Here is a 24,056-nt window from a genome sequence, read left to right as displayed (position 1 = left end):
TTCTAGCCGGTTGCTCCCGGCCGCTCTCTGAATCGCCCCCAATTTCTTGCACACATCTGACCGACTACTTTTGGCCGTCTGCTGCCTGTCGCCACGGCAGCTTTTGGCGGGTTTCTGCCTATTCTCTACGAAAAATATGATCGACAACGTTCAAATTCAGGGGGGTTACCATTCGTATGCGGCTCTGAATTACTTACAGACCGACAATGTGCTCACATCTAAAAAATCCCGATTCGATTCCACCGAACGCCATAACTAGCTGATTTATTTATAGTTACTTGTCGGGGTACGCCAAATTTTCCACAGACTTCCAGACCCGCAGAAAATCTAGCCCCGCCGACCACTACCGTTCGTCTGGTGCCGGCACCATATAGAACAACGAAAAAGGCTCACCTTGCGGTGGGCCTTTTTCGTTTATGGGTCTTTCGCTCCTGAGTTTCCCCCCGTTCGTTCCCCATTTCGTGTTTGCCCCCCTCTTCCGGTCTCTTTCGCCTCTCGCTGAGGGGGTGGTGATATTCAACACAGGTGCGCAATCGACGTATCCAATTCTGCTACCGCGTGTCTGCATACCTCACCGAAACGATGAGCGGTTACGGTCGAAAATCAGTGAGGCGGCATAATGGCGGCAGTGCTTATGCACAATCTGCCACTTCACTCCGCCGTTGCGAGCCCCTTTGTAATGAACACCGAACGACGTTACTCGATCATCTTGGAGCACAGCGCGGAGGTGCTGCTTGAGCATGCACCCATGGCGCAGATAGAGGCATTTTGGGACGCCAACGATACTCGCTACTTCGGATTGCGCATGGAGGACGAGCACAGCGCGCACGCACGAGTGATTGTTACGGACGAAGTCCCCGACGACGAAGATGTGGAGCTTTCTTGTCTGTAGCGAATGGAATCACTCGCCACCTACGTGAGGTGGGGAGGCCGGCCAGATGATTCCCAGATCTATTTTTCAATCTGGTGCCGGCACCATACAAAACAAAGCCCTCGTAGAAATACGAGGGCTTTGTTGTTTCTGGCGTTTGTAAACCAGGCCTTAGTGACCAGCGCTCTGCCCACCATCCACATGCAGAATTTCTCCGGTGACAAAGTTGGCGCCATCCAGATAAACAACCGCCTGAGCAATGTCGCTGATCTCGCCCATGTGCCCAACCGGGTGCAGATTCCCCAGCGCTTCATGCGTTTCCTCGCCATGCATCGGCGTCTTGATGATGCCTGGGGAAACCGCATTCACCCGAATCCCACGCTTGGCGTACTCAATGGCCAGGGACTTGGTCGCTGCGTTCAAACCACCTTTGGTCAGCGAAGCCAATACCGACGGCACACCATCAATCGCGTGGTCCACCAGGCTGGTGGTGATGTTGACGACGTGGCCTTTGCCTTGTTTTTCCATCTCGGTGATCGCGAGTTGGGTGATGTAGAAGAAGCCATTCAGGTTCACCGACAACACATTGGCATAGTCTTCAGCGGTGTACGCGGTGAACGGTTTGGCGATGAAGATCCCGGCGTTGTTGACCAGTGTGTCGATGCGGCCAAAACGTGCGATCGTTTCACGGATCACTTGCTGCGCAACAGCTGGGTCGCCAATATCGCCCGCCACGGTGAGGATATCCGGGTCGGTGGACGGTTTGATCGAACGCGAAGTGGCGACAACCTTGTAATCCAGATCACGGAAAGCGTTGACCATGCCCGCGCCGAGGCCTTGGGATGCGCCGGTAATGACGATGACTTTTTTCGAATTGCTCATGATGAACCTCTGCTAATAAAAGATGATTTGAAAAGTAAGTAATCAGGCTTCGGCGGGGGCCTTTGCCATCTGCCTCAGCATTTGTTCGTAGTACTCGACCGACTGCGATCCGGACACCAGGTGACGACCGTTGAGGATCATGGCCGGGACAGAGTTGATGCCGTGCTGGCGGTAGAACTCTTCAAGCTCGCGCACTTCTTTCGCGAACGCTCCGGACGCCAACACTTCTTGCGCAGCTGCCGCGTCGAGCCCGGCTTCACTAGCCAGACGAGCCAGAGTCTCGCGATTGCTCGGGTTCTGGCCGTCGGTGAAGTAAGCGCGCAACAGGATCTTCTTCAGCTCGATCTGCCGCCCTTCCTGCAACGCCCACAACAGCAACCGATGCGCATCAAACGTGTTGTAGAAGTGGGTGCGCTTCTCCAGATCGAACGTGAAACCGATGGCCTCGCCACGAGCGATCTGCATCGCTTTGCCGGCGGCGACGTCCTCGGCGGTGCGTCCATACTTGCGCATCAAGTGCTCTACAGCTTTTTCGCCGACCGCTGGCATGTCCGGGTTCAACTCGAAGGGCTTGTAAGTGAGCTCCACCGAGACTTCACCGGCCACGTTCTCGATCGCCTGCTCCAGCGCCGTAGCGCCTAATGCGCACCACGGGCACACCACGTCGGAGACAAAGTCGATAGATACGGACGCGGTCATGACTTGCCCTCCGCCTCGGCCAGTTGCTTGCGGTACTGGGTGGTGGTGATGCCGGCGTAACCCCAGTTATCGGTGTCGACTTCTTCGATCACGATGTGGGTCAGGTGCGGATCCTTTTTGAGGACGCGTTCCAGGGTTTCAGTGATTTCGGCGATCACCTGAGCTTTCTGCTCTGAGGTAACGCCATCGCGGGTAATGCGAACGCTGACAAAAGGCATGAGGAATCTCCAAGTGACCTGCCCTTCGGAATGAATGGGTAGGCGTTGGAGCTCAATGTAGGGAGTTAGCTGGAGGGGATAAAGGTGGGGACGGGAACATCATTAGTTACTTGGTGTAATGAGTAATGTCTCGCAGACACAATACGTTTGCATCAAAAACGATCAATCGACTAACCTGCATTTATCGCAAATTTTAGATAACTCAAAGGAAGGAGACGTTCATGGCGGTTCAATTTTTCGACAGCCCATTCCATGCCACGCATGACAGCGAAGTCGCCAGCAAACAAGCTTTGAAGATGGAGCTATCGATCTTCATCACTGACTACATCAAAACCCTGGGCCTCAAACAAAGTGAGGCTGCGACCAGGTTGAACGTGACCCAATCACGCGTCTCAGAGCTCACCACTGGCAAGATCGAGAAATTCACGATCGATGCAATGATGGACATGCTGGATAAACTCGGCTTTCGAACGACTTTTACGTTGCCATCCAACGATGCCGGGGCTTTGCCTCAGATCGTAATTTCACAAGCTAACGCCTGCTAGATGTTGTGCGATTTTGCAGTAGGACTCAGCCCCTTCTGATGTAGTCCGTCTTGTAACGTGTCGCTTTTTTTCACTTTCTGCGACACGTTATTAGAACGTGTCGCTGGAGACGACATGTGCGAGTCGATGCGTTCCTTCGTTAACGGCCTCCCCTCAGTAATTGGAAGCGCTTCGCTCTCATTCATTTCGCGTACAGATTCCAGCAAATCCTTTTGAAACTGATCCAATTCGATATCCATTTCTGATGCCTTCTTCAGCAAGTCGGGGGCTTCAGCAAGCCTTTTTCAAATTATGAAAATTATGGCTGGGCAATAATTATTGCCCAGCCATAAAAATCACTAAAACGTTCCCCCACGCCACCACCTAGCCACGATTGCGCATCCTTCCCTCTCAAGCTACCTTCAAGTCGTCGCTGCCAATTCAGCGACCGGGCCTGAGAACCCGAGTAAGATACAGGCGCACAAGCGCCCATAATCACGATTGTTGGCGTTTTTTTGTGCCTGCATTTCCGTGTAATGGCGGCTGTGCGTGGGAGACCTTCGGGTCTGCCGGGTTCCTGTTTCTCCGGTTTCTCAGCCCGCGCATAGCTGCCACCCATTCGCCTGAGAACGAACGTGGTAGCTCAAACTTTGATTCAGGAGTTTTTGCTAATGCCCGCTATCAGTCCATCCAAAATTTGCGCTACTGCTCCACCGGTTCATACCCACCACCGCCCAAAAACCGGAGGTGCCCAATGACCAACCCTCAAGACCTCAAAACCATCGGCCTCACCCCCTTCTCCTACCACGCCAACGAAGCACTGTTCCGCATCAACGCCGGCGTCCCGGTGATCCAGGCCCTCTCCCACGCTTCCGATCTGCTCCACATCGCCAAACTCCTCGCATCAGATGCCGCGATGGTTCGCGATACCGACCGCCATGCCTGGGCATCGCATTATTTGCAGGACATGAGTAAAGCGATCATCGATGACGTGGTGAAGGTGCTAGCCGCACCGTGTAACAACCGAGCCAATAGCGTCGCCTCATGATTTAAACCACACACAAAAAAGCCTCGAATTGCTCGAGGCTTTTAGCGTGAGGAACATCGTTAGAAATTCAGGTCTTCTGCATAAAAACGAGTTTTCGTGCACAAAAACGATCATAAAATTGACCTTTTGCATAAAAACGGTTCGAAATCGGCCAAATCACTCTGAAGTATTAACAAACGTTGCATACCCGCTCAGTTCTCACTCACTTCTGAAAACTAGCGTTTATAGCCTGGAGTTGACACAAGCCCCACTTGTTGCTGAGACTGGCCTCCAAGAGCGCGAAACCGACTGCCTTCAAGTGGCGATAGTCGGCGTTAGGAACCCCGTTGATGACTTGAACATCAGCGCTCGGGTGAGACCTCTTGTTTTTGAAGCAGCCTGATCGGCTGCTTTTTTTATGCTTGAAAATAGCAGTTTGACGAGTTGAGCCCGATCCACCCGCAGGCAGAAACCCGCACCGCTACCCCCCCCTTCCCGCCCAAAAAAATGCCCAAACCTCCCGGTCCGAGCATTTTTTGACCCCTATCACCCACCCGCCCCCAAAACCCCCGACCCTACGTAACCCTCCAACTATCGGACGCCAACATCATTTCGCTACTAAACTCGGGACAAGCGGGTTCGGGTGCAGGATTATAGCCAACACGTATCGCCCAACCGACGGCCAGGTACTCAACAATAGCCAGCCCACTTTAGAGGGCATTACCCCATGGATAGCAGAACCCTACGCAACCTCATGCGCATAGTGCAGACCGGCTCTTTGTCGGCGGCGGCAGAGCATTCCTGTTTAACGGTGCAGGCATTGGCTGCGCAGTTGAACAAGGTCGAAGAGCAGTTTGGTTTTCGGTTGTTTCGTCGCTCCAACAAGGGATTGACCCTGACCGCGCAGGGCTCGGAACTCACGCCTTACATGGACAAGGTGTTGCTGGCCACGCGGCAACTCGAAGAAAAAGTAGCTGCGCTGAAGGTGCCTGGGCAGCGCACGCTCAAGGTGGCGCTGAACACCACGCTTTCGTCTGACTTCAATCGGAGAATGATCGGACGCCTGATTGAGGTATTTCCCGACTATCAGCTGGAATTCAGCTACGCCGAGTCGATGGAAAACCTCAGCAAGCTGAAGAATGAAGATTTCGACCTGGCCGTGTTGATCGGCCCGCAGCAGCCGGGGTTGCCGAGCATTATCCTGCCCGAAGTTCAGGTGCAGGTGGTCGGTGCCCATTGTGGTCAGGAAAACGATCCGTTGGTGATGCTCGGCAACAAGTTTCAGGTGCGGCCGGCCGGCGATTGTCCTTACTCCCACAGTTTTTTGCGTTTTCTCGACGCCGGCCTTGGCAATTACGAGTCGAGCAAACGGATGGTCTATTCCTGCAGTGAGACGCTGACGCTGTCGCTGATCACGCAAATGGATGGCCTCGGCATGGTGTCCCGTGACGCAGCCCAACGTAATGGCTTGACCATTTTCCCTGGCTTCGAGGATGCCCTCGAAGTGCGGTTGGCGGTCAATAACCCTGAGTTGTCGGGCCAGGCTCTGCAAGACGTGGTCGACCTTCCGCTACATGAACGAGCCGAGCGCAATGTACGCAGCCGTTCCCACCGCAACGGAGAGAAAGAGGTTTTTGCTGAAGTACGCACATAACAACGTCGGAATCGCGGCATAAAATTCCGGGCGATCGAGCTGCAGGTGTTGATCCTTGATCAACAACGGCGTGAGGCTGATGGCAGCGACGATCGCCACCGGCAAGTATTCCAGCGCCCGGGCGACGAAGGGCGGCCAATGGTCGGTGTTCACTTGCAGCGGCAATGCTCGCGGCAAAAATGTAACAGCCATCATCAATACAACGACCAGAATCAGGAACGTTTGGTCAGGCATACACCCACCCCGCAGCCCACAAAGGTGGCGATAAACACGTTAAACGGCGAGCTGCCGGCCAGGCTCAGCGCGCCCATGCAAGCGACGGCGGCCAGTGCGGCGATGAGTTTGTTACGGGTATTGCACAGTGAAACCAGCACGTAGAGCATCATCGCCGTCAACGCGTAGTCGAGCTGATACTTGATCAAGTTCGCCGCGTACTGCGCGCAAATCGCCCCGAGCAAACCGCCGAGCACCCATGAGGTGTGGCAATACAGATTGAAGCCGATCAGGTAACGCACATTGACCGGCGCCCCCTTGCCCAGTTTGACGCTGTGGAAAGCGAACGATTCATCGGTCAACCCACCCGCATAACACCAACGCTCAAGTCGACTGAGCCCCATCGCCTGCAACGCCTTGGCCATGTAGACCGACATCAGCATGTGCCGCGCGTTGATCAGAAACGTGGTGAGGACAATGGTGGTCAGCGACGCACCACTGGAAATCAACGCCAGGGCGGCAAACTGCGAAGCGCCAGCGTAAACGAACAGGCACATGGCGACCGGCAACCACACAGGCATCCCGGCATTGACCGCCATCAGACCGAACACAAACGACACCGTGAAATAACCCGCCACTACCGGGCTGGCTTCGGCAAAGGTGCGCGAACGCCGGGGCCCGACCATCAGCGGCTGGCTGCTGGACGTCTCATTCATAGATCTCTCTCAAATGTTCTTTCGCCGCGCGGTTCGCAAAAACCCTGGGCACTCCAAAAACGTTTGCCGGCGAGGTTCGTATCGTCAACAAACAGGAACATCCTCAGCACGCCCACGCGTTTCATGTCCGCAGATGCCGCTTCAACCAGCCGTTGACCAACGCCCTGGCTGCGGTACATCGGGCTGACCGCCAAGTGGTTGATGGTGCCGCGACTGCCGAGCATGCCACCCAGCACCGCGCCAACGATTTCGCCACTGAGGTCCAGCGCGATAAACGAGGTGGTGGTTTTTTGCACCAACACCCCGCGCAGGCATTTGGCGTCCTGCCATTCACAGAAAGACACCTCTTCGAATTGCCGAAAGAAGCGTTCCAGGCGCTGCGCATCTTTGGTCGTCGTGCGCCGCAACATCACCGGTGCAGGGCACTCGGCGAGGCTCATCATGGGGTCGAGCTGTTCAGCGAACAATGTCAAAAGCGGTCCCGGGCCGCGAGAAGGAGATCGCCAGAATTTGTCGATAAGCCATGTTGTGGGAATGGGTATTGCGCGCCGGTGTGACGTAGTGGCGCATGTCCCGATCAAGGAAGTAAGTGGTATCGAGAATCTCCTCGTACGTTGTCGACGCCAAATGCTCTTGTTCATGGGCGCTGTACAAGCGGCTCTCCGCCCCCTCCACGTTATTACGCCCCCAAAAATGCACACCGCTGAACGGGTAGCCGTCGCAGTGAATACCTTCCGGGGTAATCTCCAGTTGTTTGCCTGGCTTGATCTCGATACGGATCTGGTGAATTTGGCATTGCCAGATTTCGTTGTGCAGTTCCGGTGGCAGAACGTTTTTGTACACGTCGAAATCCGTGTCAATCAGGCTGCGCATCACCGGTGAATGGATGATTTCATCGGAGAAGTCCTGGAAGTGCCGCACCATTCCGCCCACATAGCTGTTGTTGGCCTTGGACTGAACGTAAGCGCGGTGTTCCAGCTGTGTCAGTTCACGCGTCACCGGGTTGTACTCGAAATCGCTGTAGCGACGGTACCGATTGCCCGCCTCGGCCTGACCGTAGTAACTGTCAGGCTCCATGTTTTCCCAACTTCTGGTCAATCTGACGAAGTCGGAGAAGTGACCGAATAAATTGAAGTCGCTACTTTTGACGTTGACGTATTTATCGCGCCGTAGCGATTCGCCCACTTCTTTGTTCAAAACGAGCATTTTTTAAATCTCCGTGCATTTAGCAACCTAATCTAGAGAGCACAGGATTTGCGTCCATGAGAAAGAATTTCAGGCATCTCAAGCACGGCTTGAAACGGCGTTTGAAGTGGCTTGAATTCGACTTTTTACGACTGAGAACAGCCGTTTTTAGTGCTTTTTTACTGTAATGAGGCAAAAAACCCACCGAACCAGTCCGGGGGTTTTCGATTTTTTGTCGCTCATAAAACCATCGCCCATAAAAAAGCGCCGCCATCCCGGCAGCGCTTTATCAATCCTTTGTTTTTTCTTCTTATCCTTCCATCACATCCCACAACGCTTCCAGTTCCGCCTCACTGAATAAACCAGCGGGGTAGCGCTCGATCATCGTCCGACGCGGATCAGGTTCACTGATCTGACGCATTCCATTGGACTTCAACCAGTGCGCAAGGTCCTGGAGCGATTCGCCATTTATTGCCAGGGGATGCAACGCCCGCTCGCTCACTACGTTTACTTCGGCGTTCATTTCAGCGCTCTCTCCTGGTTCGTGAGCGGCTAACTTATCCAAGGTTTATGACAGAACATCGCAGTTCTCCCCCTCCCTGTTTCGCGCGGTGATAGATACAAGAGCTGTGCCAATGTTTCGGTACTTTCGACAAGCGGATACAAAAAAGCCCGCAGTCCTTTAGGGCTGCGGGCTTTTCATATAGAAGGGAGGATTAACATCTGCTCAACAGTTTTTGCAATTGACTCAAGATGTTACAACCTCACTCACTCCTTGTGCGGCGCGGGTTGCTGTTGGGTAAGGCAGTGGATGTTACCGCCTCCCAGTAACAGTTCCCGGCCTGGCACCATCACCACTTCATGTTGCGGGAACAGCGTCTGCAAAATTTCTTTTGCCGGGCCGTCCAGCGGGTCATCGAAGCTCGGCGCAATAATCCCGCCGTTGACGATCAGGAAGTTCACGTAAGAACCGGCAAGACGAACAGTCGGATTGCGCTCCTGAGTGCCGTCTACCGGGTCAACACCGGCGCACTCTTCTTGCGTCGCATACAGCGGCCCCGGAATCGGCATCTTGTGCACCGTGAACGGGCGACCCTTGGCGTCGGTGCTGTTTTGCAGCACGTTCATTGCCGCCTGGCAGCGCGGGTAGTTCGGGTTTTGCGGGTCATCGGTCCAGGCCAGCAATACTTCACCCGGACGCACGTAGCAGCAGAAGTTATCCACATGGCCGTCGGTTTCGTCGTTGAACAAACCGTCCGGCAGCCAAATGATTTTATCCACAGCCAGATTCGCGCTGAGCACCGCTTCGATCTCTGCACGATTGAGGTGCGGATTGCGATTGCGGTTGAGCAGGCATTCTTCGGTCGTGATCAGGGTGCCTTCGCCATCGACGTGAATCGAACCGCCTTCGAGCACGAAGCCTTCGGTACGATAACGCTGGCTGCGCTCGATCTCGAGGATTTTGCCGCCGACTTGCGAATCTCGGTTCCACGGCGAATACAGGCCGCCGTCGAAACCGCCCCAGGAGTTGAAGTCCCAGTTCACACCCCGGACTTCACTACGGTTATTGATGACAAAGGTCGGGCCTGTGTCGCGAACCCACGCGTCATCGCTGGACATTTCCACCACACGAATGTTCGGCACGTCGAGACGTGCGCGAGCGTTTTCGTACTGGCCAGCGGAAACACCGACGGTCACCGGCTCGAAACGCGCGATGGCTTTTGCCACCGCCACGTGTGCGGCTTGCGCCGGTTTGCCACCCAGGCGCCAGTTGTCCGGGCGCTCGGGCCAAATCATCCAGGTCTGGGTATGTGGCGCCCATTCGGCCGGCATATAGAAGCCGTCGGCGCGAGGCGTGGTGTGCAAAGTGGTCATGACAATCAGGACTCCAGGGAACCGTCGAGAGTTTTCAGTGCGCCGTACAGGTTCGGGCGACGATCACGGAACGAACCCCACGCGCTGCGAATATGTTCCAGCTCGTCGAGGTCGAAAGTGTGCACCAGAATACCTTCTTCGGTTTTGTTGAGCTCCTGAACTTTTTCGCCGAACTGATTGGCGATGAACGACGAGCCATAGAAGGTAATGTCGTAGCCGTCCTGCTCTTCGTTGCCGATGCGGTTGCTGGCGATCACCGGCATCAGGTTGGCGCCGGCATGACCCTGTTGTACGCGCTGCCAGTGATCACGGGAGGAAATTGTCTTGTCGTGCGGTTCGCTGCCGATGGCGGTCGGGTAGAACAGGATTTCCGCGCCCTGCAACGCCATGCTGCGCGCGCACTCCGGGAACCACTGATCCCAGCAGATGCCCACGCCGATTTTCGCGTAACGGGTGTTCCACACTTTGAAACCGGTATCGCCCGGGTTGAAGTAATACTTCTCGTGGTAGCCAGGGCCGTCCGGGATGTGGCTTTTACGATAAATCCCGAGGTTGGAACCGTCGGCATCGATGATCGCGATGCTGTTGAAGCGCGCGCGTCCGGCCAATTCGTAGAAGCTGATCGGCAGCACCACTTGCAGCTCTTTGGCGACTTTCTGGAAGTGCTTGATGGCAACGTTGTCTTCAACGGTCGTGGCCAGTTGCAGGTAATCCGGGTTCGGCTTCTGGCAGAAGTACGGGGCTTCGAACAGTTCCTGAATCAGGATGATCTGCGCGCCTTTGGCCGCAGCCTCACGGACCAGCTTCTCAGCGGTTTCGATATTGGCTTCAAGGTCCCAGGAACAGGCCATCTGGGTAGCGGCGACGGTAACGATACGGCTCATGAATCGGCTCCTGAGCAAAGGCTTGGGGTCGAGTGTGGCATCGACCCATGACAGAAATGAGAAGCACTGGGCGTGGTTCGTCCACACCGAGGCAGCGGTGACTTTATAGCCGATAAATATCGGCTTTAGAAGCCACTAACAAACCTTCCGTCATTTTTTTTTGCTGAAAAGTCGATATCTATCGAATTAACTCCGTACCAATGTAGGAGCGAGCCTGCTCGCGAAGAGGGAGTGTCAGCCGACATCAACGTCGACTGACATACCGCCTTCGCGAGCAAGCTCGCTCCTACAGGGGATGGGTTTATAGGCCTTCTGCGAGCACCTTGGAGAGCATGTCCACGAAGAAGTCCACGCTCTGCCGCGAGGTCACCATCGGTGGTTTGATTTTGAGAACGTTGAGGAAGTCGCCGGTCGGCTGCATGAAAATCCCCAGCTCTCGCAGACGATCACACAGCACGGTGGTTTCTTCGGTCGCCGGTTCCAGGGTGTCGCGGTTGCGGATCAATTCGACACCCAGATAGAAGCCAGAGCCGTGCACCGCGCCCACCAGCGGATGAATATCGATCAGCGCTTCCAGTCGCTCCTTGAAATACCCGCCCACCACCTGAGCGTTTTCCCAGAGCTTTTCCTCTTCCATTACGTCCAGCACCGCCATGCCGATCTGGCAACTGACCGGACTGCCGCCCGCCGACGAGAAGAAATAACCTTCAGCCTCCAGCGCTTCGGCAATTTCCCGCCGCGTGATCACCGCGCCCAACGGCTGGCCGTTGCCCATGCCTTTGGCCATGGTGATGATGTCCGGCACCACGCCCTGCTCTTCAAAGCCCCAGAAGAAATGGCCCATGCGCCCGTAACCGACCTGCACTTCGTCGGCGATGCACACGCCACCCTGCGCGCGAACTATCGCGTAGACCTGCTGCAAATAGCCCGGTGGCAACGAGATCCCACCGGCATTGCCGTACACCGGCTCGCAAATAAAACCAGCCAACTGACGCTTTTGCCCGGCGATTTTCGCCAGGTTGTGTTCGACGCTGCGCACGTAGTCTGGCGCGCTGTCCGGGCCACGGAATTCGCCGCGATACGTGTTCGGCGCGATGACCGGATGCACCCAATCGGGACGGCTGCTCAAGGCCTTGGGATTGTCGGCAATCGACGTCGACACCGCATCGGCGCCCACGGTCCAGCCGTGATAGGCCTCAAGCACACTGAGCATGTCGCGCCCGCCGCTGTAAGCCCATGCCAGGCGAATCGCCAGATCGTTGGCCTCGCTGCCGCTGTTGACCAGGAATACGCGGTCCATGGAGTCCGGCGCCAACTTCAGCAAGCGTTCGGAAAACTCGGCAACCGCCGCATAGTTGAAGCGCGAGTTGGTGTTGAGCAGCGACCACTGACGACTGGCGACCGCCGCCATGCGCGGATGTCCGTGGCCGAGTACCGCGACGTTATTGAGCATATCGAGGTAGGAGCGGCCCTGCATGTCGATCAGGTGGTTGCGCCAGCCGCGTTCAATGCGCGGCGGGTCGACGTAATAGTGCTTCTGGGTTCGCGCGAAACTGGCGCTACGGCGCGCCAGCAGCGTCTGCGAATCGAGTTCCTCTTCAGCGTCACAGGCCAGTCCCAGCAATGCCGCCGGCGATGGGCACAAGGCTTGCCACGCCAAGGCGCGCGAAGGTGTGCAAAACAGCGGAGCATTGAAAGCCGTGCCTCGGCACAACTGCACGATCAGAGGCCCGCTGACCGTGCCCAATACCTGACCTTTGACCAGCGCCGCACCGGTGTGTAGCGACGGCGTTACGCCCCACAACCGCACGCTCAGTTGTGGGCCGTCGAGCTGCAGAACACCCGCCGCCGGCTGATGAACCACACCAGCAAAGGGCGATTCAACCGCCGTGCCGTGGGGCACTCGCAACTCGACATGCAACGGGCATGTGTCCGGTTCGGCCGCACTGTCTGGACGAGTCCGCGACAACCGATATTGCCCATATCGACTGGCTGCCAGGCCGTGGGTCGCCGCGGCTTCGGTCAGAAGTCGCTGATCGATTCCTTCTTGCTCCCAGTTACCCGCCTCGAAATGCGGGCTGAGTACGCCCAGATCGATCAGCGCAAACTCGCGCCCCACCAGACTTGGCAGCAACGGAGCGAATCCTTCACTGCCGATGCTCGGCAGGCTCTGGCCAACGCACGCCAGGATCACCGCTTCCATCAATTCCAGCGGCACCGACGTGGCCACGCGGAAAATTTCCCACTCATGGTTCAGGTTGTCGCGACTGTACTGGTTGCCCGGATCAATACTGACCTGCTGCTCGCCGCTGAGCACCAACACCGCCGCACGCGCGACGATCAGCGGCCAGAGCGCCAGCAGTTCTGCATGCTGCAAAGGATTGACCGCGTGATAGGCCTCAATCGCCGGCAAAATGTAGAACGGATCGCCGTTGGCGTGGTGCAGTAATGCCGCGCAGGTCACCGAAAGATCGGTGATGCGCCAGGTGCGGACCAGGTCGCCGAAATCAATCACGCCCTGCAATTGCCATTGACGTTGCAAGTCGCGCTGCCAGACCACGTTGTCGTCAGTGATGTCCATGTGAATGGCCTGCACCGGCAACCTATCCACCAGCGGTTGCAAGTGACGTTCGGCACGTTCGGCGGCAACGGCGATCAACCTGCGTTGCGCGTCATCCTTGATGACCGGCAGCAAATGGCCGATCAATGCGTTGGCGTGACGGGCATCCCACTGCAACGTGCGCACAAGGCCCGGATGGTCAAAAACGGCCAGCGCCAGGTCCATTTCGCCGCACAGCTGACCGAAACCGGCGACCACGGCTCCCGGCAGGTGATCGAGGTGGGTTAGCGACTGACCTTCGATGTAGTCGAGCAGACGCACGTGCACCGATTGCCCCGCGACTTCCAGCGTGAGCAGATCAGCCCCGTTTTTGGCGGGGATCACTCGCGGCACCTTCACGCCAGAGTGCTCGCCCAGATGCTTGAGCCCCGCGTGCTGGGCTTGCAGCTCCAGCGCCGCATAATCACCACGGCAGATTTTCAGGACGAAACGCCCCTGGTCGCTATCGACGCGAAAGTTGAGATCCTGCTGGCTGCCAAGAGCCTGCAACTTCCCGCTCAGCCCGTAATGCCCTTCCAGCAGCTCAAGCGCTTGCTGCGCAGACACTTGCGGGCTGGGCAAACTGGCGCGGTGAATCAACGTGGCGAGCGGCATACAGCGACCTCTGAAATGTTATTAGGCGCTTATATCGCCACTGCATCGGTCGATAATCAACCCCCCGTTGACGCTGTAAATCCCAAATACGACCAACAACCCTCTTGCACCACCCCGCTCCTGCCGACAAGCTATGCTCATTCGTTCTATCGTCTTACGGAAAAAGGCTGGCCAACATGCGTATTCTCATCACCGGCGGTGCCGGTTTCATTGGCTCTGCCCTGATTCGTCACCTGATCCGGCACACTGGGCACGAAGTGCTCAACCTGGACAAATTGACTTACGCCGGCAATCTTGAATCGCTGACCAGCATTGCCGCCGACACCCGCTATGAATTCGTGCAAGCCGATATCGTCGACCAGGCGACCGTGAGCGCAGTCCTGGCGCGCTTCCAGCCGCACGCGATCATGCACCTGGCGGCCGAATCCCATGTTGACCGCTCCATCGACGGTCCGTCGGATTTCATTCAAACCAACATCGTCGGCACCTATAGCCTGCTGGAAGCGACCCGCGCCTACTGGCAGACCCTGGCCGAGCCTGAGAAAAGCGCCTTTCGCTTTCATCACATCTCCACTGATGAGGTCTACGGCGACTTGCACGGTGTCGACGATCCGTTCACCGAAACCACGCCCTACGCGCCAAGCTCGCCGTATTCCGCCAGCAAAGCAGCGTCTGATCACTTGGTCCGCGCCTGGCAGCGCACCTACGGCTTGCCGGTATTGCTGACCAATTGCTCGAACAATTACGGGCCGTTTCACTTCCCCGAGAAGCTGATCCCGCTGGTGATTCTCAACGCCCTGGCAGGCAAGCCACTGCCCGTGTACGGCAACGGCCTGCAAGTGCGTGACTGGCTGTTCGTCGAGGATCACGCCCGCGCGCTGCTCAAAGTGGTCACCGAAGGAGTGGTCGGCGAGACGTACAACATCGGCGGTCACAACGAACAGAAGAACATCGACGTGGTGCGTGGCATCTGCGCCCTGCTCGAAGAACTGGCCCCGCAAAAACCTCAAGGCGTGGCGCATTTCGCCGATTTGATCACCTTCGTCCAGGACCGTCCCGGCCACGACCAGCGTTACGCCATCGACGCCAGCAAGATCGAACGCGAACTTGGCTGGGTACCCGAAGAAACCTTCGAAACCGGCCTGCGCAAGACCGTTCAGTGGTATCTGGATAACCTGGAGTGGTGCCACCGTGTTCAGGACGGCAGCTATCAGGGTGAACGACTGGGCGCCATCAATACCAAGGAGCTTCTCGAATGATGAAAGGCATAGTGTTGGCGGGCGGCTCGGGTACGCGTTTGCACCCGATCACGCTTGGCGTGTCCAAACAGCTGTTACCGGTTTACGACAAGCCGATGATCTACTACCCGATCTCGGTACTGATGCTAGCCGGCATCAAGGACATCTTGCTGATTTCCACACCTCAGGACCTGCCGCAGTACCGCAACCTGTTGGGTGACGGCAGTCAGTTCGGGGTCAATTTCAGCTACGCCGAACAACCGTCGCCAGACGGTCTGGCCCAGGCCTTTTTGATTGGTGAAGAGTTTATTGGCGACGACCCCGTCTGCCTGATCCTCGGTGACAACATCTTCCACGGTCAGCACTTCGGTGATCAGTTGAAAAACGCGGCAAAACGCACTTCTGGCGCGACCGTGTTCGGCTATTGGGTCAAAGACCCGGAACGCTTTGGCGTAATTGATTTCGACAGCGAAGGCCGTGCCTTGTCGATCGAAGAGAAGCCGAAACAACCGAAATCCAGCTACGCCGTCACCGGGCTGTATTTCTATGACAACGACGTGATCGACATCGCCAAGGCCGTGAAACCCTCGCCTCGCGGCGAACTGGAAATCACCGACGTCAATAACGCCTACCTCCAACGCGGCGATTTGCAGGTCGAGCGCTTCGGTCGCGGTTTCGCCTGGCTGGACACCGGCACCCACGACAGCCTGCTCGAAGCTTCTCAGTACGTGCAGACCATCGAGCATCGCCAAGGCCTGAAAGTCGCCTGCCTGGAAGAGATTGCCTACGAAAATGGCTGGATCAGCCGCGAGCTTCTGCTCGAGCGCGCCAGTTATTTCGGCAAGACCGGTTACGGCAAATACCTCTTCATGCTGGCCGGGGAAGAACAATGAAAGTGATTGAAACCGGCTTGCCCGGTGTACTGATCATCGAGCCCAAAGTCTTCGGTGACGAGCGCGGCTTTTTCTATGAAAGCTTCAATGCCAAGGCGTTTCAAGAAGCGACGGGGCTCAACACACAGTTCGTTCAGGACAACCACTCCCGATCCCAGAAGGGCGTGCTGCGTGGCCTGCACTACCAACTGCAAAACACCCAGGGAAAACTGGTGCGGGTGACCGTCGGTGAAGTGCTCGACGTCGCAGTGGATATCCGTCGCAGCTCGGCGCATTTCGGCCAGTGGGTGGCGGTGCGGTTGTCCGCCGACAAACATCGGCAACTCTGGGTGCCCGAAGGCTTTGCCCATGGGTTTGTAGTACTCAGCGACTTCGCCGAGTTCCTCTACAAGACTACGGATTACTACACACCGTCTGCCGAACGCTGCATTCGTTGGGACGATCCGACCCTCGCCATTGATTGGCAACTGCAAGAAGCCCCGCAGTTGTCGGCCAAGGATCAGAACGGTCAGCTCTTTTTAGAGGCTGATCTGTTTCCATGAGAATACTCATCAGTGGTCAAAACGGTCAGGTCTCCCGTGAGTTGCAGCGTCGCCTGGGTGATGTCGGTGAATTGATTGTGCTGGGGCGCGATCAGCTTGATCTGGCTCAACCGGAACAGATTCGTCGGCAGGTCCAGCGCGTTTGTCCCGACCTGATCATCAACGCAGCGGCTCACACGGCTGTCGATCAGGCGGAGAGCGAACCTGCGCTGGCATTTGCCATCAATGCGACCGGCCCGGGCGTATTGGCCGAAGAAGCGCTGGCGCTGGGTATCCCGCTGATTCATTACTCGACCGATTACGTGTTCGACGGTAGCAAGACCGCGCCTTACAACGAAGACGATGTGCCCAATCCGCTCGGTGTCTACGGCAAGAGCAAATTGGCCGGTGAACAGGCGATCACGGCCGTTCAAGGCCAGCACCTGATTTTGCGCACCAGTTGGGTTTACTCGACCCATGGCCGCAACTTCCTGCTGACCATGCAACGCCTGCTGCAAGAAAAACCGGAATTGCGCATTGTCGCTGACCAGATCGGCGCGCCCACCTGGGCCGGCACGATTGCCGGCAGCACCGTCGCGCTGATTGAACGCTGGCAAGCGGGACAGGCCGGTGCCTGGGGCACGTATCACCTGACGGCTCAGGGTGAAACGTCATGGTTCGGCTTCGCCCAGGCCATTGGCGATGCGCTTCGGGAACAGGGCAAGCCGTGCGCTAACCTGCTGCCGATTCCGTCCGCCGACTACCCGACACCGGCGGCCCGGCCGCTGAACTCACGCCTTGACTGCAGTCGTCTGCAGCGCGAATGGGGCGTCAGTCAGTCTGACTGGCAAAGCGCGTTGCGCGAGTGTCTTGCCGAGCAAGCCTAGGCATAATGCGCCTGTACCCACAGGCGCCCGATGCTCATGACTCCGACCCTCCCTCGCAGACCCCGCTGGCGCAGCCTCGCCCTGCTGGCGTTGTGCCTGGCGCCGTTACTGTGGCCGCTGGAGCACTTGGCCGAGCGTTACTACCGCAGCGAACTGGCCGGGCAGAACCGTCAGACCCTCGACCTGTACGTCGCCAACCTGCTGGGCACGCTGCACCGTTATGAGGTCTTGCCGCAAATCCTCGGCGACTTGCCGGCCCTGCGCGCCGTACTCGGCGCGCCCGATGATGGCGTCACCCAAGGCAATGCCAACCGCTTGCTGAAAAATATCAGCACCCAAACGGGCGCCGAAGTCATGTACTTGATGGACACGAGCGGCAAGACGCTGGCGGCGTCCAATTGGGATAAGCACGACAGCTTCGTCGGGCGCAATTTTTCTTTCCGACCCTATTTCAGCGAAGCCATGGCCGGGCGACTCGGACGGTTTTTCGGCCTGGGCACGACCTCGGCCAAACGCGGCTACTTCTTCGCCGCCGCGGTACGCGATGGCGAAAAGGTCATCGGCGTGCTGGTGGTCAAAGTTGACCTGGACCACACCGAAAGCCTCTGGGGAAAAACCCCGGAACAGCTGCTGCTGACCGACCAAAACGGTGTGGTCATTCTCACATCGCGACCGGAGTGGCGCTTTCGCTCGACCCGCCCGTTGAGCGATGAAGAAAACAAAGCCATTACCGCGATTCAACCGTACCCGACCCGCGATCCAAAGCCGTTGAAACTCAACCCCAATGCCTGGCTGACACAGACCCAGCCAATCGCAGAAACCGGCTGGAACGTCAGCATCCTCGCCCCGCGCACCCTGATCGACCGCCCGGTGCGCACGGTGGTCGCCATCGGTGGCGCAACGCTGTTGGTGTTGATGCTGCTGCTCGGACTGATGATGCAGCGCCGCCGTCATTACCTCGAACGAATCGCCTTCGAAGCCAAGGCCAGGCGCGAACTGGAAGGCCGGGTCGCCGAGCGGACCAGCGACCTCGAAGGCCTCAATCGGCGCCTGAAACAGGAAGTGCTGGAGCGCGAACACGCCCAGCAGGAGCTGGTGCGCGCGCAGGATGATCTGGTCCAGGCCGGTAAATTGTCAGCGTTGGGAACCATGTCGGCGAGTATCAGCCATGAGCTCAATCAGCCACTGGCGGCGATTCGCAGCTACGCGGAAAACGCCGAAGTGCTGCTCGATCATCAACGCACCGACGATGCACGCGGCAACCTCAAACTGATCAGCGAACTGACCGGGCGAATGGCCTCGATCATTGCTCACCTGCGCGCCTTCGCCCGCCGTGATCGTCACGCGCCGGAAAGCGTTGCGCTGCAACCGGCGCTGGATGACGCGCTGGCATTGCTGGCCAAGCGCCGACGCAGCATGGAAGTCGAGCTGATCCGCGACTTGCCGGCCGCCACGTTGTGGGTCGAGGCCGGGGAAACCCGTCTGCGTCAGGTACTCGGCAATCTGTTGGCCAACGCCCTCGATGCGCTGACCGAGAAAGGCCCACCGCGTAAACTCTGGTTGAGTGCCCAATCCACCGCTGACGGCGTCAATCTGTACATTCGTGACAATGGTCCCGGCTTTTGCATGGAAGCCCTGGGGCGCGCCAGCGAACCGTTCTACACCACCAAGACTCGCACACAGGGACTTGGACTGGGGTTGGCGATTTGCGAAACCCTGATGCGTGCCTTCGGAGGTGAACTGTCGTTCGCCAACCACAAGGAAGGCGGCGCCGTGATTACCCTGAAACTGCGCGCAGGCGCGCCGGGCGTGAGCCTGCAACCGTCCGAGGACCGAAGTGCATGACCATCGACAGCCGCATTCAGGTCGTGTTGATCGACGATGATCCCCATCTGCGTCAGGCCCTGAGCCAGACCTTGGACCTCGCCGGCCTGAAAATCCTGCCGCTGGCGGAAGCCAAAGGCCTGGCCGCACAACTGGAGCGTGACTGGCCCGGCGTGGTGGTCAGCGACATTCGCATGCCGGGAATGGACGGCCTCGAACTGCTGACCGAACTGCATGCCCAGGACCCGGAGCTGCCGGTGCTGCTGATCACCGGCCACGGCGATGTGCCGCTGGCGGTGCAAGCCATGCGCGCCGGGGCTTATGACTTTCTCGAAAAACCTTTCGCCAGCGACGCCCTGCTCGACAGCGTGCGCCGCGCTCTGGCCTTGCGCCGGTTGGTGCTGGATAACCGCAGCCTGCGTCTGGCCCTGAGTGATCGCAATGAATTGAGCACTCGGTTGGTTGGGCAATCAGCGCCGATGCTGCGTCTGCGCGAGCAGATTGGCGCACTGGCCGCGACCAGGGCCGATGTATTGATTTTGGGTGAAACCGGCGCAGGCAAGGAAGTCGTGGCCCGTGCGCTGCACGATTTGTCGAACCGTCGTAACGGTCCGTTCGTGGCAATCAATGCCGGCGCACTGGCCGAGTCCGTGGTGGAAAGCGAGCTATTCGGCCATGAGCCCGGGGCGTTCACCGGCGCGCAAAAACGTCGCATCGGCAAGTTCGAATTCGCCAACGGCGGCACGCTGTTCCTCGACGAAATCGAAAGCATGAGCCTGGACGTGCAGGTGAAACTGCTGCGCTTGCTGCAGGAACGCGTCGTCGAGCGTTTGGGCGGCAATCAGTTGATCCCGCTGGATATCCGCATCATCGCCGCGACCAAGGAAGACCTGCGCCAGTCCGCCGATCAAGGGCGTTTCCGCGCCGACTTGTATTACCGCCTGAACGTCGCGCCGCTGCGTATTCCGCCGCTGCGCGAGCGCGGTGAAGACGCGTTGGTGTTGTTCCAGCATTTCGCCGATGAAGCCAGCGCCCGCCACGGTTTGCCGCCCCATATGCTGCAACCGGGGCAACGCGCCCTGCTGCTGCGCCACACTTGGCCCGGCAACGTACGCGAACTGCAAAACGCCGCCGAACGCTTTGCCCTGGGCCTGGAACTGGCGCTGGACAACAATACGCCAGAGGGCGGAACCAGCACGCCGGCTGAAGGGTTCAGTGGCGGATTGAGCGAGCAAGTGGAAAACTTCGAAAAGAGCCTGATCGCCGCCGAACTGGCGCGTTCTCACAGCTCCGTGCGCAGCCTCGCCGAAGCGCTGGGCATCCCACGCAAAACCCTGCACGACAAGCTGCGCAAACATGGGCTGAACTTCGCCGGCGGCGCCAGCAGCTCTGCTGACGATCTCGATTGAGCGACCGTTAAATCATCACCTTCAAACAAGAGGCCCGCGCATGAACCGCGACAGTCGTCATCTGGAATCCATTCTCCATCACGACATCCCCCTGACGCAGGCCATGGGCATCAAAGTGCTCGACTGGCACGATCAGCAACTGCGCCTGTACTTGCCGCTGGAAGCCAACGTTAATCACAAAAGCACCATGTTCGGCGGCAGTCTGTATTGCGGCGCGGTTCTGGCGGGTTGGGGCTGGTTGCATTTGCGCTTGCGTGAGGAAGGGATTGAAGACGGGCACATCGTGATTCACGAAGGGCAGATCAGCTATCCGCTGCCGGTGACCATGGACGCGACGGCGATTTGTCAGGCGCCGAGTGCCGCGGTGTGGAAGAAGTTTTTGGCGATGTATCAGCGCTATGGGCGGGCGCGGTTGACGCTGCATTCACGGATTGTGAATGTCGGCAGTGATGACGATGCGGTGAGGTTTACGGGGCAGTACGTCCTTCACCGTTGAAGCAAAAATTCGCCGCCTCGTTTCACTCGACAGCTCCTACAGAGAATCGCGCCCCCCTGTAGGAGCTGTCGAGTGAAACGAGGCGGCGATCTTTTGATCTTTACGCCCGTGCCAACGCCAACAATTTTTCACGCCACACAGCCTTGGCCGGCAGCGCCAAAAAGAACTCATTCAACAACGATTCCCGCGCCGGATAACAAAACGGTGCACCGCTCAAGTCCAGCACCTCGCCGCCCGCACCTTCCAGCACGCCTTGCGCCGCCGCCGTGTCCCACTGCGAAGTCGGCGCCAGCCGCGGATAACAATCCGCCGCCCCTTCCGCCAACAAGCAGAACTTCAGCGAACTGCCGATATTGGCCAGTTGCAACTCGCCCAGACTGTCGCTCAACCCCGCCAACAAGCGCTCCTGTTCCGGGCTCGAATGCCGACGACTGGCAACCACGGTAAACGCCTCTCCCGCAGCAGGCACTTCGCGAACCTGGATCGGCAATGGCTGGCTGTCCTTGTCGCCGCGCCAGGCGCCCAAACCTGTACCACCGACGTAGAAACGCCCGTTGGTCGGCATCGACACCACACCAAACACCACCCGCCCCTGCTCGATCAGCGCGATATTGACGGTGAACTCTTCACTGCCGGAAATGAATTCCTTGGTTCCGTCCAACGGGTCCACCAGCCACCACCGCTGCCACCCGGCACGCACGCTTTGCGGGATGTTGGCGTCCTCTTCGGACAGCACCGGGATGCTTGGGTCAAGCGCGATCAACCCGGCCAGAATCAAATGGTGAGCCGCCAGGTCGGCAGCCGTCACCGGCGAATCGTCAGCCTTGGCAGTCACGGCGGTGCCGGTACGCCAGAACGGCAGAATCGCCTCGCCAGCCTGCAATGCCAGTTCAACCACCGGCGCCATCAATGGATGCGGCAAATTCATGGCAGAAATACCCCGCGCTGGGTCAGCAGATCACGGGCCAGATACAGCGCCGCCAAGGCACGGCCCTCGGTGAAGCGCGGGTTCTGCGCCAAGGCGGACAACTCACGCAGATTGATCTTGTCCACACCCATCGGCTCGGGCTCGTCACCCTCAAGGCTTTCTTCATACAGATCGGTGGCCAGCACCACCTGGATCTTCTGGCTCATGTAACCGGGCGATAACGACAACTCGGTCAGATGCTCCAGCTGCCGTGCGCCATACCCGGCTTCTTCCTTGAGCTCACGCACAGCCGCCGCCAGCACGTCTTCACCCGGCTCGATCAGGCCTTTAGGCAAAGACAGCTCATACTCATCAGTGCCGCCGCAGTATTCCTCGACCAACACCGCATGATCCGAATCGAGCATGGCCACGACCATCACCGCGCCATACCCCGCGCCCTTGCCGACCAAACGCTCGTACGTGCGCTCCACGCCATTGGAAAAGCGCAGTTTCAGCTCTTCGACACAGAACAAACGGCTGGTGGCGACGATCTCGCGGGCAAGTATGGTGGGTTTCTGGCGCATGCAAAGCTCCTTGGCGTGAACGCGTTACTATACCCGGCCTATCCTGATTGTTGACCTCGGATATCTCTTTTACCGCTGGAGAGTTTTTATGTCCCTGCTGCCCTGGCGCGACATCGACACCGTTCTGCTGGACATGGACGGCACGCTGCTGGACCTGCATTACGACAACCATTTCTGGATGGAGCACTTGCCACAGCGTTACGCCGAGTTGCACGGGGTGAGCCGGGCCATGGCCGAGATGGAATTGCAGCCGCTGTTCGAGCGCAACGCCGGCCAGTTGCAGTGGTACTGCCTGGATTTCTGGAGCGCCGAATTGAAACTGCCGGTGCGTGAACTGAAACTGGAAACCGCGCACCTGATCGCCTTGCGCCCGGATGCGGATACGTTTCTGGCGGCGATCAAACAGGCCGGCAAGCGTGTGGTGATGATCACCAATGCCCACCGGGATTCGCTGTCATTGAAGCTGGAAAGGATTGAACTGGCGCCCTACTTCGAGCGCTTGATCAGCTCGCATGATTACGGCTTTCCCAAAGAGAATGCGCAGTTCTGGGAGGCGTTGCAGGCGGACATTGGCTTTGATCCGGCGCGTAGTTTGTTTATTGATGACACGTTGCCGATCCTGCGCAGTGCGCGCCGTTTTGGCGTAGCGCATTTGTTGGCGGTGAGCGAGCCGGACAGTCGCAAAGGGCCCAAGGACACGGCGGAGTTTGCGGCGCTGGGGGATTATCGGGATTTGATTGCAGGGCTCTAACTTATGTTGCGGACATTGTGGCGAGGGGGCTTGCCCCCGTTGGGTCGCGAAGCGGCCCTAATCTTTACGACTGCTGCGCAGCCGAACGGGGGCAAGCCCCCTCGCCACAAGGCTTATTCAGGAATCCGCAATGTTTGCCCCGGATAGATCTTGTTCACATCCTTGAGCATCGGCTTGTTGGCCTCAAAGATTTTTTGATACTTGTTAGCGTCATGGTAAACGCGCAACGAGATCGCGCTCAGGGTATCGCCCTTCTCTACAACGACGAACCTCGCGGCCACAACCACCGGCCCGGTCACCGTAATCTGGTCATCAACACTGCCGACACCGGCAATATTACCCACCGCCAGCAGAATCTTTTCCTTCTCTTCCTGACTGCCGACTTCCCCGGTCACGGTCACTTTGTCGCCATCCACCGTGGCCTGCACATTCGGGTTACCCAGGCCAACCTTGCTGATGTGGTCCTTCAACTGCTCGCTGGCATTGGCGTTGCCAGGGGTCAGCAGATCGAGCAGTTTTTCGCCTGCTTCTTTCACAAAGCTCAAAAGACTCATGGTGCGTTCTCCTTGGGTTTAGGTTCCAGA

27 protein-coding genes are annotated in these 24,056 nt (G+C 57.9%); 12 read left to right on the top strand and 15 right to left on the bottom strand.

The features are described 5' to 3' along the window. Positions 1-679: 679 nt before the first annotated feature. Positions 680-892: a hypothetical protein gene (locus tag ACWGZX_RS15830; protein ID WP_059181808.1), complete on the top strand. Its 213-nt coding sequence runs from the start codon at positions 680-682 to the stop codon at positions 890-892. 150 nt (positions 893-1,042) lie between these two features. Here the strand turns inward: ACWGZX_RS15830 and ACWGZX_RS15825 are convergent, their stop codons facing one another. From ACWGZX_RS15825 to ACWGZX_RS15815, 3 genes are read right to left on the bottom strand one after another with little or no spacing between them, the layout of a single operon-like run. Next, positions 1,043-1,753 (bottom strand): SDR family NAD(P)-dependent oxidoreductase, encoded by a 711-nt coding sequence (locus ACWGZX_RS15825; RefSeq protein ID WP_452624533.1) that lies wholly within the window; start codon positions 1,751-1,753, stop codon positions 1,043-1,045. A gap of 42 nt (positions 1,754-1,795) precedes the next feature. Beyond that, positions 1,796-2,452, bottom strand: coding sequence for a DsbA family oxidoreductase (locus tag ACWGZX_RS15820; protein WP_452624532.1), 657 nt, complete (start codon positions 2,450-2,452; stop codon positions 1,796-1,798). Beyond that, a complete protein-coding gene (locus tag ACWGZX_RS15815; protein ID WP_059406388.1) occupies positions 2,449-2,670 on the bottom strand; it encodes a tautomerase family protein in 222 nt (73 codons plus the stop codon). Before ACWGZX_RS15815 ends, ACWGZX_RS15820 begins: the two co-directional genes overlap by 4 nt. 221 nt (positions 2,671-2,891) lie before the next feature. Here ACWGZX_RS15815 and ACWGZX_RS15810 point away from each other — a divergent pair, with 221 nt between their 5' ends. Further along, on the top strand, positions 2,892-3,215 hold the full coding sequence (locus ACWGZX_RS15810) for a helix-turn-helix domain-containing protein (RefSeq protein ID WP_452624531.1): 324 nt from the start codon (positions 2,892-2,894) through the stop codon (positions 3,213-3,215). On the opposite strand, the gene ACWGZX_RS15805 is transcribed toward ACWGZX_RS15810, so the two are convergent. Beyond that, entirely contained in the window at positions 3,212-3,454 is a 243-nt protein-coding gene (locus ACWGZX_RS15805) for a hypothetical protein (RefSeq protein WP_452624530.1), read from the bottom strand. The genes ACWGZX_RS15810 and ACWGZX_RS15805 overlap by 4 nt on opposite strands. A gap of 494 nt (positions 3,455-3,948) precedes the next feature. On the opposite strand from ACWGZX_RS15805, the gene ACWGZX_RS15800 reads away from it, so the two are divergent. After that, complete coding sequence (locus ACWGZX_RS15800) at positions 3,949-4,242, top strand: DUF3077 domain-containing protein (protein ID WP_452624529.1); 294 nt, start codon at positions 3,949-3,951, stop codon at positions 4,240-4,242. A 706-nt stretch (positions 4,243-4,948) separates the two neighbouring features. Continuing rightward, positions 4,949-5,875 carry a LysR family transcriptional regulator gene (locus ACWGZX_RS15795; protein ID WP_452624528.1) on the top strand — a complete coding sequence of 309 codons (927 nt, stop codon included), beginning with the start codon at positions 4,949-4,951 and terminating at the stop codon, positions 5,873-5,875. On the opposite strand, the gene ACWGZX_RS15790 is transcribed toward ACWGZX_RS15795, so the two are convergent. The 8 genes from ACWGZX_RS15790 to ACWGZX_RS15755 form a co-directional block, all read right to left on the bottom strand. Next, complete coding sequence (locus tag ACWGZX_RS15790) at positions 5,792-6,109, bottom strand: AzlD domain-containing protein (protein ID WP_452624527.1); 318 nt, start codon at positions 6,107-6,109, stop codon at positions 5,792-5,794. The two genes, ACWGZX_RS15795 and ACWGZX_RS15790, sit on opposite strands and share 84 nt — an antisense overlap. Next, positions 6,088-6,804, bottom strand: coding sequence for an AzlC family ABC transporter permease (locus ACWGZX_RS15785; protein WP_452624526.1), 717 nt, complete (start codon positions 6,802-6,804; stop codon positions 6,088-6,090). The genes ACWGZX_RS15790 and ACWGZX_RS15785 overlap by 22 nt, the downstream gene beginning before the upstream one ends. Then, on the bottom strand, positions 6,801-7,214 hold the full coding sequence (locus tag ACWGZX_RS15780; RefSeq protein WP_452629023.1) for a GNAT family N-acetyltransferase: 414 nt from the start codon (positions 7,212-7,214) through the stop codon (positions 6,801-6,803). Before ACWGZX_RS15780 ends, ACWGZX_RS15785 begins: the two co-directional genes overlap by 4 nt. Before the next feature lie 46 nt (positions 7,215-7,260). After that, the gene (locus ACWGZX_RS15775) at positions 7,261-8,010 is read right to left on the bottom strand and encodes a 2OG-Fe dioxygenase family protein (protein ID WP_452624525.1); all 750 of its coding nucleotides are present in this window, start codon (positions 8,008-8,010) and stop codon (positions 7,261-7,263) included. Between the two features lie 289 nt (positions 8,011-8,299). Next, positions 8,300-8,512: a hypothetical protein gene (locus ACWGZX_RS15770; RefSeq protein ID WP_223514759.1), complete on the bottom strand. Its 213-nt coding sequence runs from the start codon at positions 8,510-8,512 to the stop codon at positions 8,300-8,302. 245 nt (positions 8,513-8,757) lie between these two features. Next, positions 8,758-9,864, bottom strand: a complete 1,107-nt coding sequence (gene aguA / locus ACWGZX_RS15765) for an agmatine deiminase (RefSeq protein ID WP_452624524.1) — start codon at positions 9,862-9,864, stop codon at positions 8,758-8,760. A gap of 5 nt (positions 9,865-9,869) precedes the next feature. Beyond that, on the bottom strand, positions 9,870-10,748 hold the full coding sequence (gene aguB / locus ACWGZX_RS15760; protein WP_452624523.1) for an N-carbamoylputrescine amidase: 879 nt from the start codon (positions 10,746-10,748) through the stop codon (positions 9,870-9,872). Positions 10,749-11,049: 301 nt separating this feature from the next. Then, complete coding sequence (locus ACWGZX_RS15755; RefSeq protein ID WP_452624522.1) at positions 11,050-13,962, bottom strand: aminotransferase; 2,913 nt, start codon at positions 13,960-13,962, stop codon at positions 11,050-11,052. A 176-nt stretch (positions 13,963-14,138) separates the two neighbouring features. Here ACWGZX_RS15755 and rfbB point away from each other — a divergent pair, with 176 nt between their 5' ends. The 7 genes from rfbB to ACWGZX_RS15720 are packed head-to-tail and all read left to right on the top strand — an operon-like array spanning position 14,139 to position 21,230. After that, positions 14,139-15,221 carry a dTDP-glucose 4,6-dehydratase gene (gene rfbB / locus ACWGZX_RS15750; RefSeq protein ID WP_452624521.1) on the top strand — a complete coding sequence of 361 codons (1,083 nt, stop codon included), beginning with the start codon at positions 14,139-14,141 and terminating at the stop codon, positions 15,219-15,221. Further along, a complete protein-coding gene (rfbA, locus tag ACWGZX_RS15745; protein WP_223514745.1) occupies positions 15,218-16,093 on the top strand; it encodes a glucose-1-phosphate thymidylyltransferase RfbA in 876 nt (291 codons plus the stop codon). Before rfbB ends, rfbA begins: the two co-directional genes overlap by 4 nt. Next, positions 16,090-16,635 (top strand): dTDP-4-dehydrorhamnose 3,5-epimerase, encoded by a 546-nt coding sequence (gene rfbC, locus ACWGZX_RS15740; protein ID WP_452624520.1) that lies wholly within the window; start codon positions 16,090-16,092, stop codon positions 16,633-16,635. The genes rfbA and rfbC overlap by 4 nt, the downstream gene beginning before the upstream one ends. Then, positions 16,632-17,501, top strand: a complete 870-nt coding sequence (gene rfbD, locus ACWGZX_RS15735) for a dTDP-4-dehydrorhamnose reductase (RefSeq protein ID WP_452624519.1) — start codon at positions 16,632-16,634, stop codon at positions 17,499-17,501. The genes rfbC and rfbD overlap by 4 nt, the downstream gene beginning before the upstream one ends. A gap of 36 nt (positions 17,502-17,537) precedes the next feature. Further along, positions 17,538-19,346 (top strand): sensor histidine kinase, encoded by a 1,809-nt coding sequence (locus ACWGZX_RS15730; RefSeq protein WP_452624518.1) that lies wholly within the window; start codon positions 17,538-17,540, stop codon positions 19,344-19,346. Beyond that, entirely contained in the window at positions 19,343-20,734 is a 1,392-nt protein-coding gene (locus tag ACWGZX_RS15725) for a sigma-54-dependent transcriptional regulator (protein WP_452624517.1), read from the top strand. Before ACWGZX_RS15730 ends, ACWGZX_RS15725 begins: the two co-directional genes overlap by 4 nt. Before the next feature lie 40 nt (positions 20,735-20,774). Further along, positions 20,775-21,230 carry a thioesterase domain-containing protein gene (locus ACWGZX_RS15720; protein WP_452624516.1) on the top strand — a complete coding sequence of 152 codons (456 nt, stop codon included), beginning with the start codon at positions 20,775-20,777 and terminating at the stop codon, positions 21,228-21,230. Positions 21,231-21,330: 100 nt separating this feature from the next. Here ACWGZX_RS15720 and cysQ read toward each other — a convergent pair whose 3' ends face one another. Together cysQ and nudE are read right to left on the bottom strand one after the other, a co-directional pair. After that, on the bottom strand, positions 21,331-22,158 hold the full coding sequence (gene cysQ, locus ACWGZX_RS15715) for a 3'(2'),5'-bisphosphate nucleotidase CysQ (RefSeq protein ID WP_452624515.1): 828 nt from the start codon (positions 22,156-22,158) through the stop codon (positions 21,331-21,333). Next, positions 22,155-22,721 carry an ADP compounds hydrolase NudE gene (nudE, locus tag ACWGZX_RS15710; protein WP_223514711.1) on the bottom strand — a complete coding sequence of 189 codons (567 nt, stop codon included), beginning with the start codon at positions 22,719-22,721 and terminating at the stop codon, positions 22,155-22,157. Before nudE ends, cysQ begins: the two co-directional genes overlap by 4 nt. Positions 22,722-22,809: 88 nt before the next feature. Here nudE and yrfG point away from each other — a divergent pair, with 88 nt between their 5' ends. After that, positions 22,810-23,472 (top strand): GMP/IMP nucleotidase, encoded by a 663-nt coding sequence (gene yrfG, locus ACWGZX_RS15705; protein ID WP_452624514.1) that lies wholly within the window; start codon positions 22,810-22,812, stop codon positions 23,470-23,472. A 113-nt stretch (positions 23,473-23,585) separates the two neighbouring features. Here the strand turns inward: yrfG and lysM are convergent, their stop codons facing one another. After that, positions 23,586-24,026, bottom strand: a complete 441-nt coding sequence (lysM, locus tag ACWGZX_RS15700) for a peptidoglycan-binding protein LysM (RefSeq protein WP_452624513.1) — start codon at positions 24,024-24,026, stop codon at positions 23,586-23,588. Positions 24,027-24,056: the final 30 nt, after the last annotated feature.

This window comes from Pseudomonas sp. CLCA07, assembly GCF_053615335.1.
Note: the sequence above shows the minus strand (reverse complement) of the source record. Positions and strands in the feature narration are given on the sequence as shown.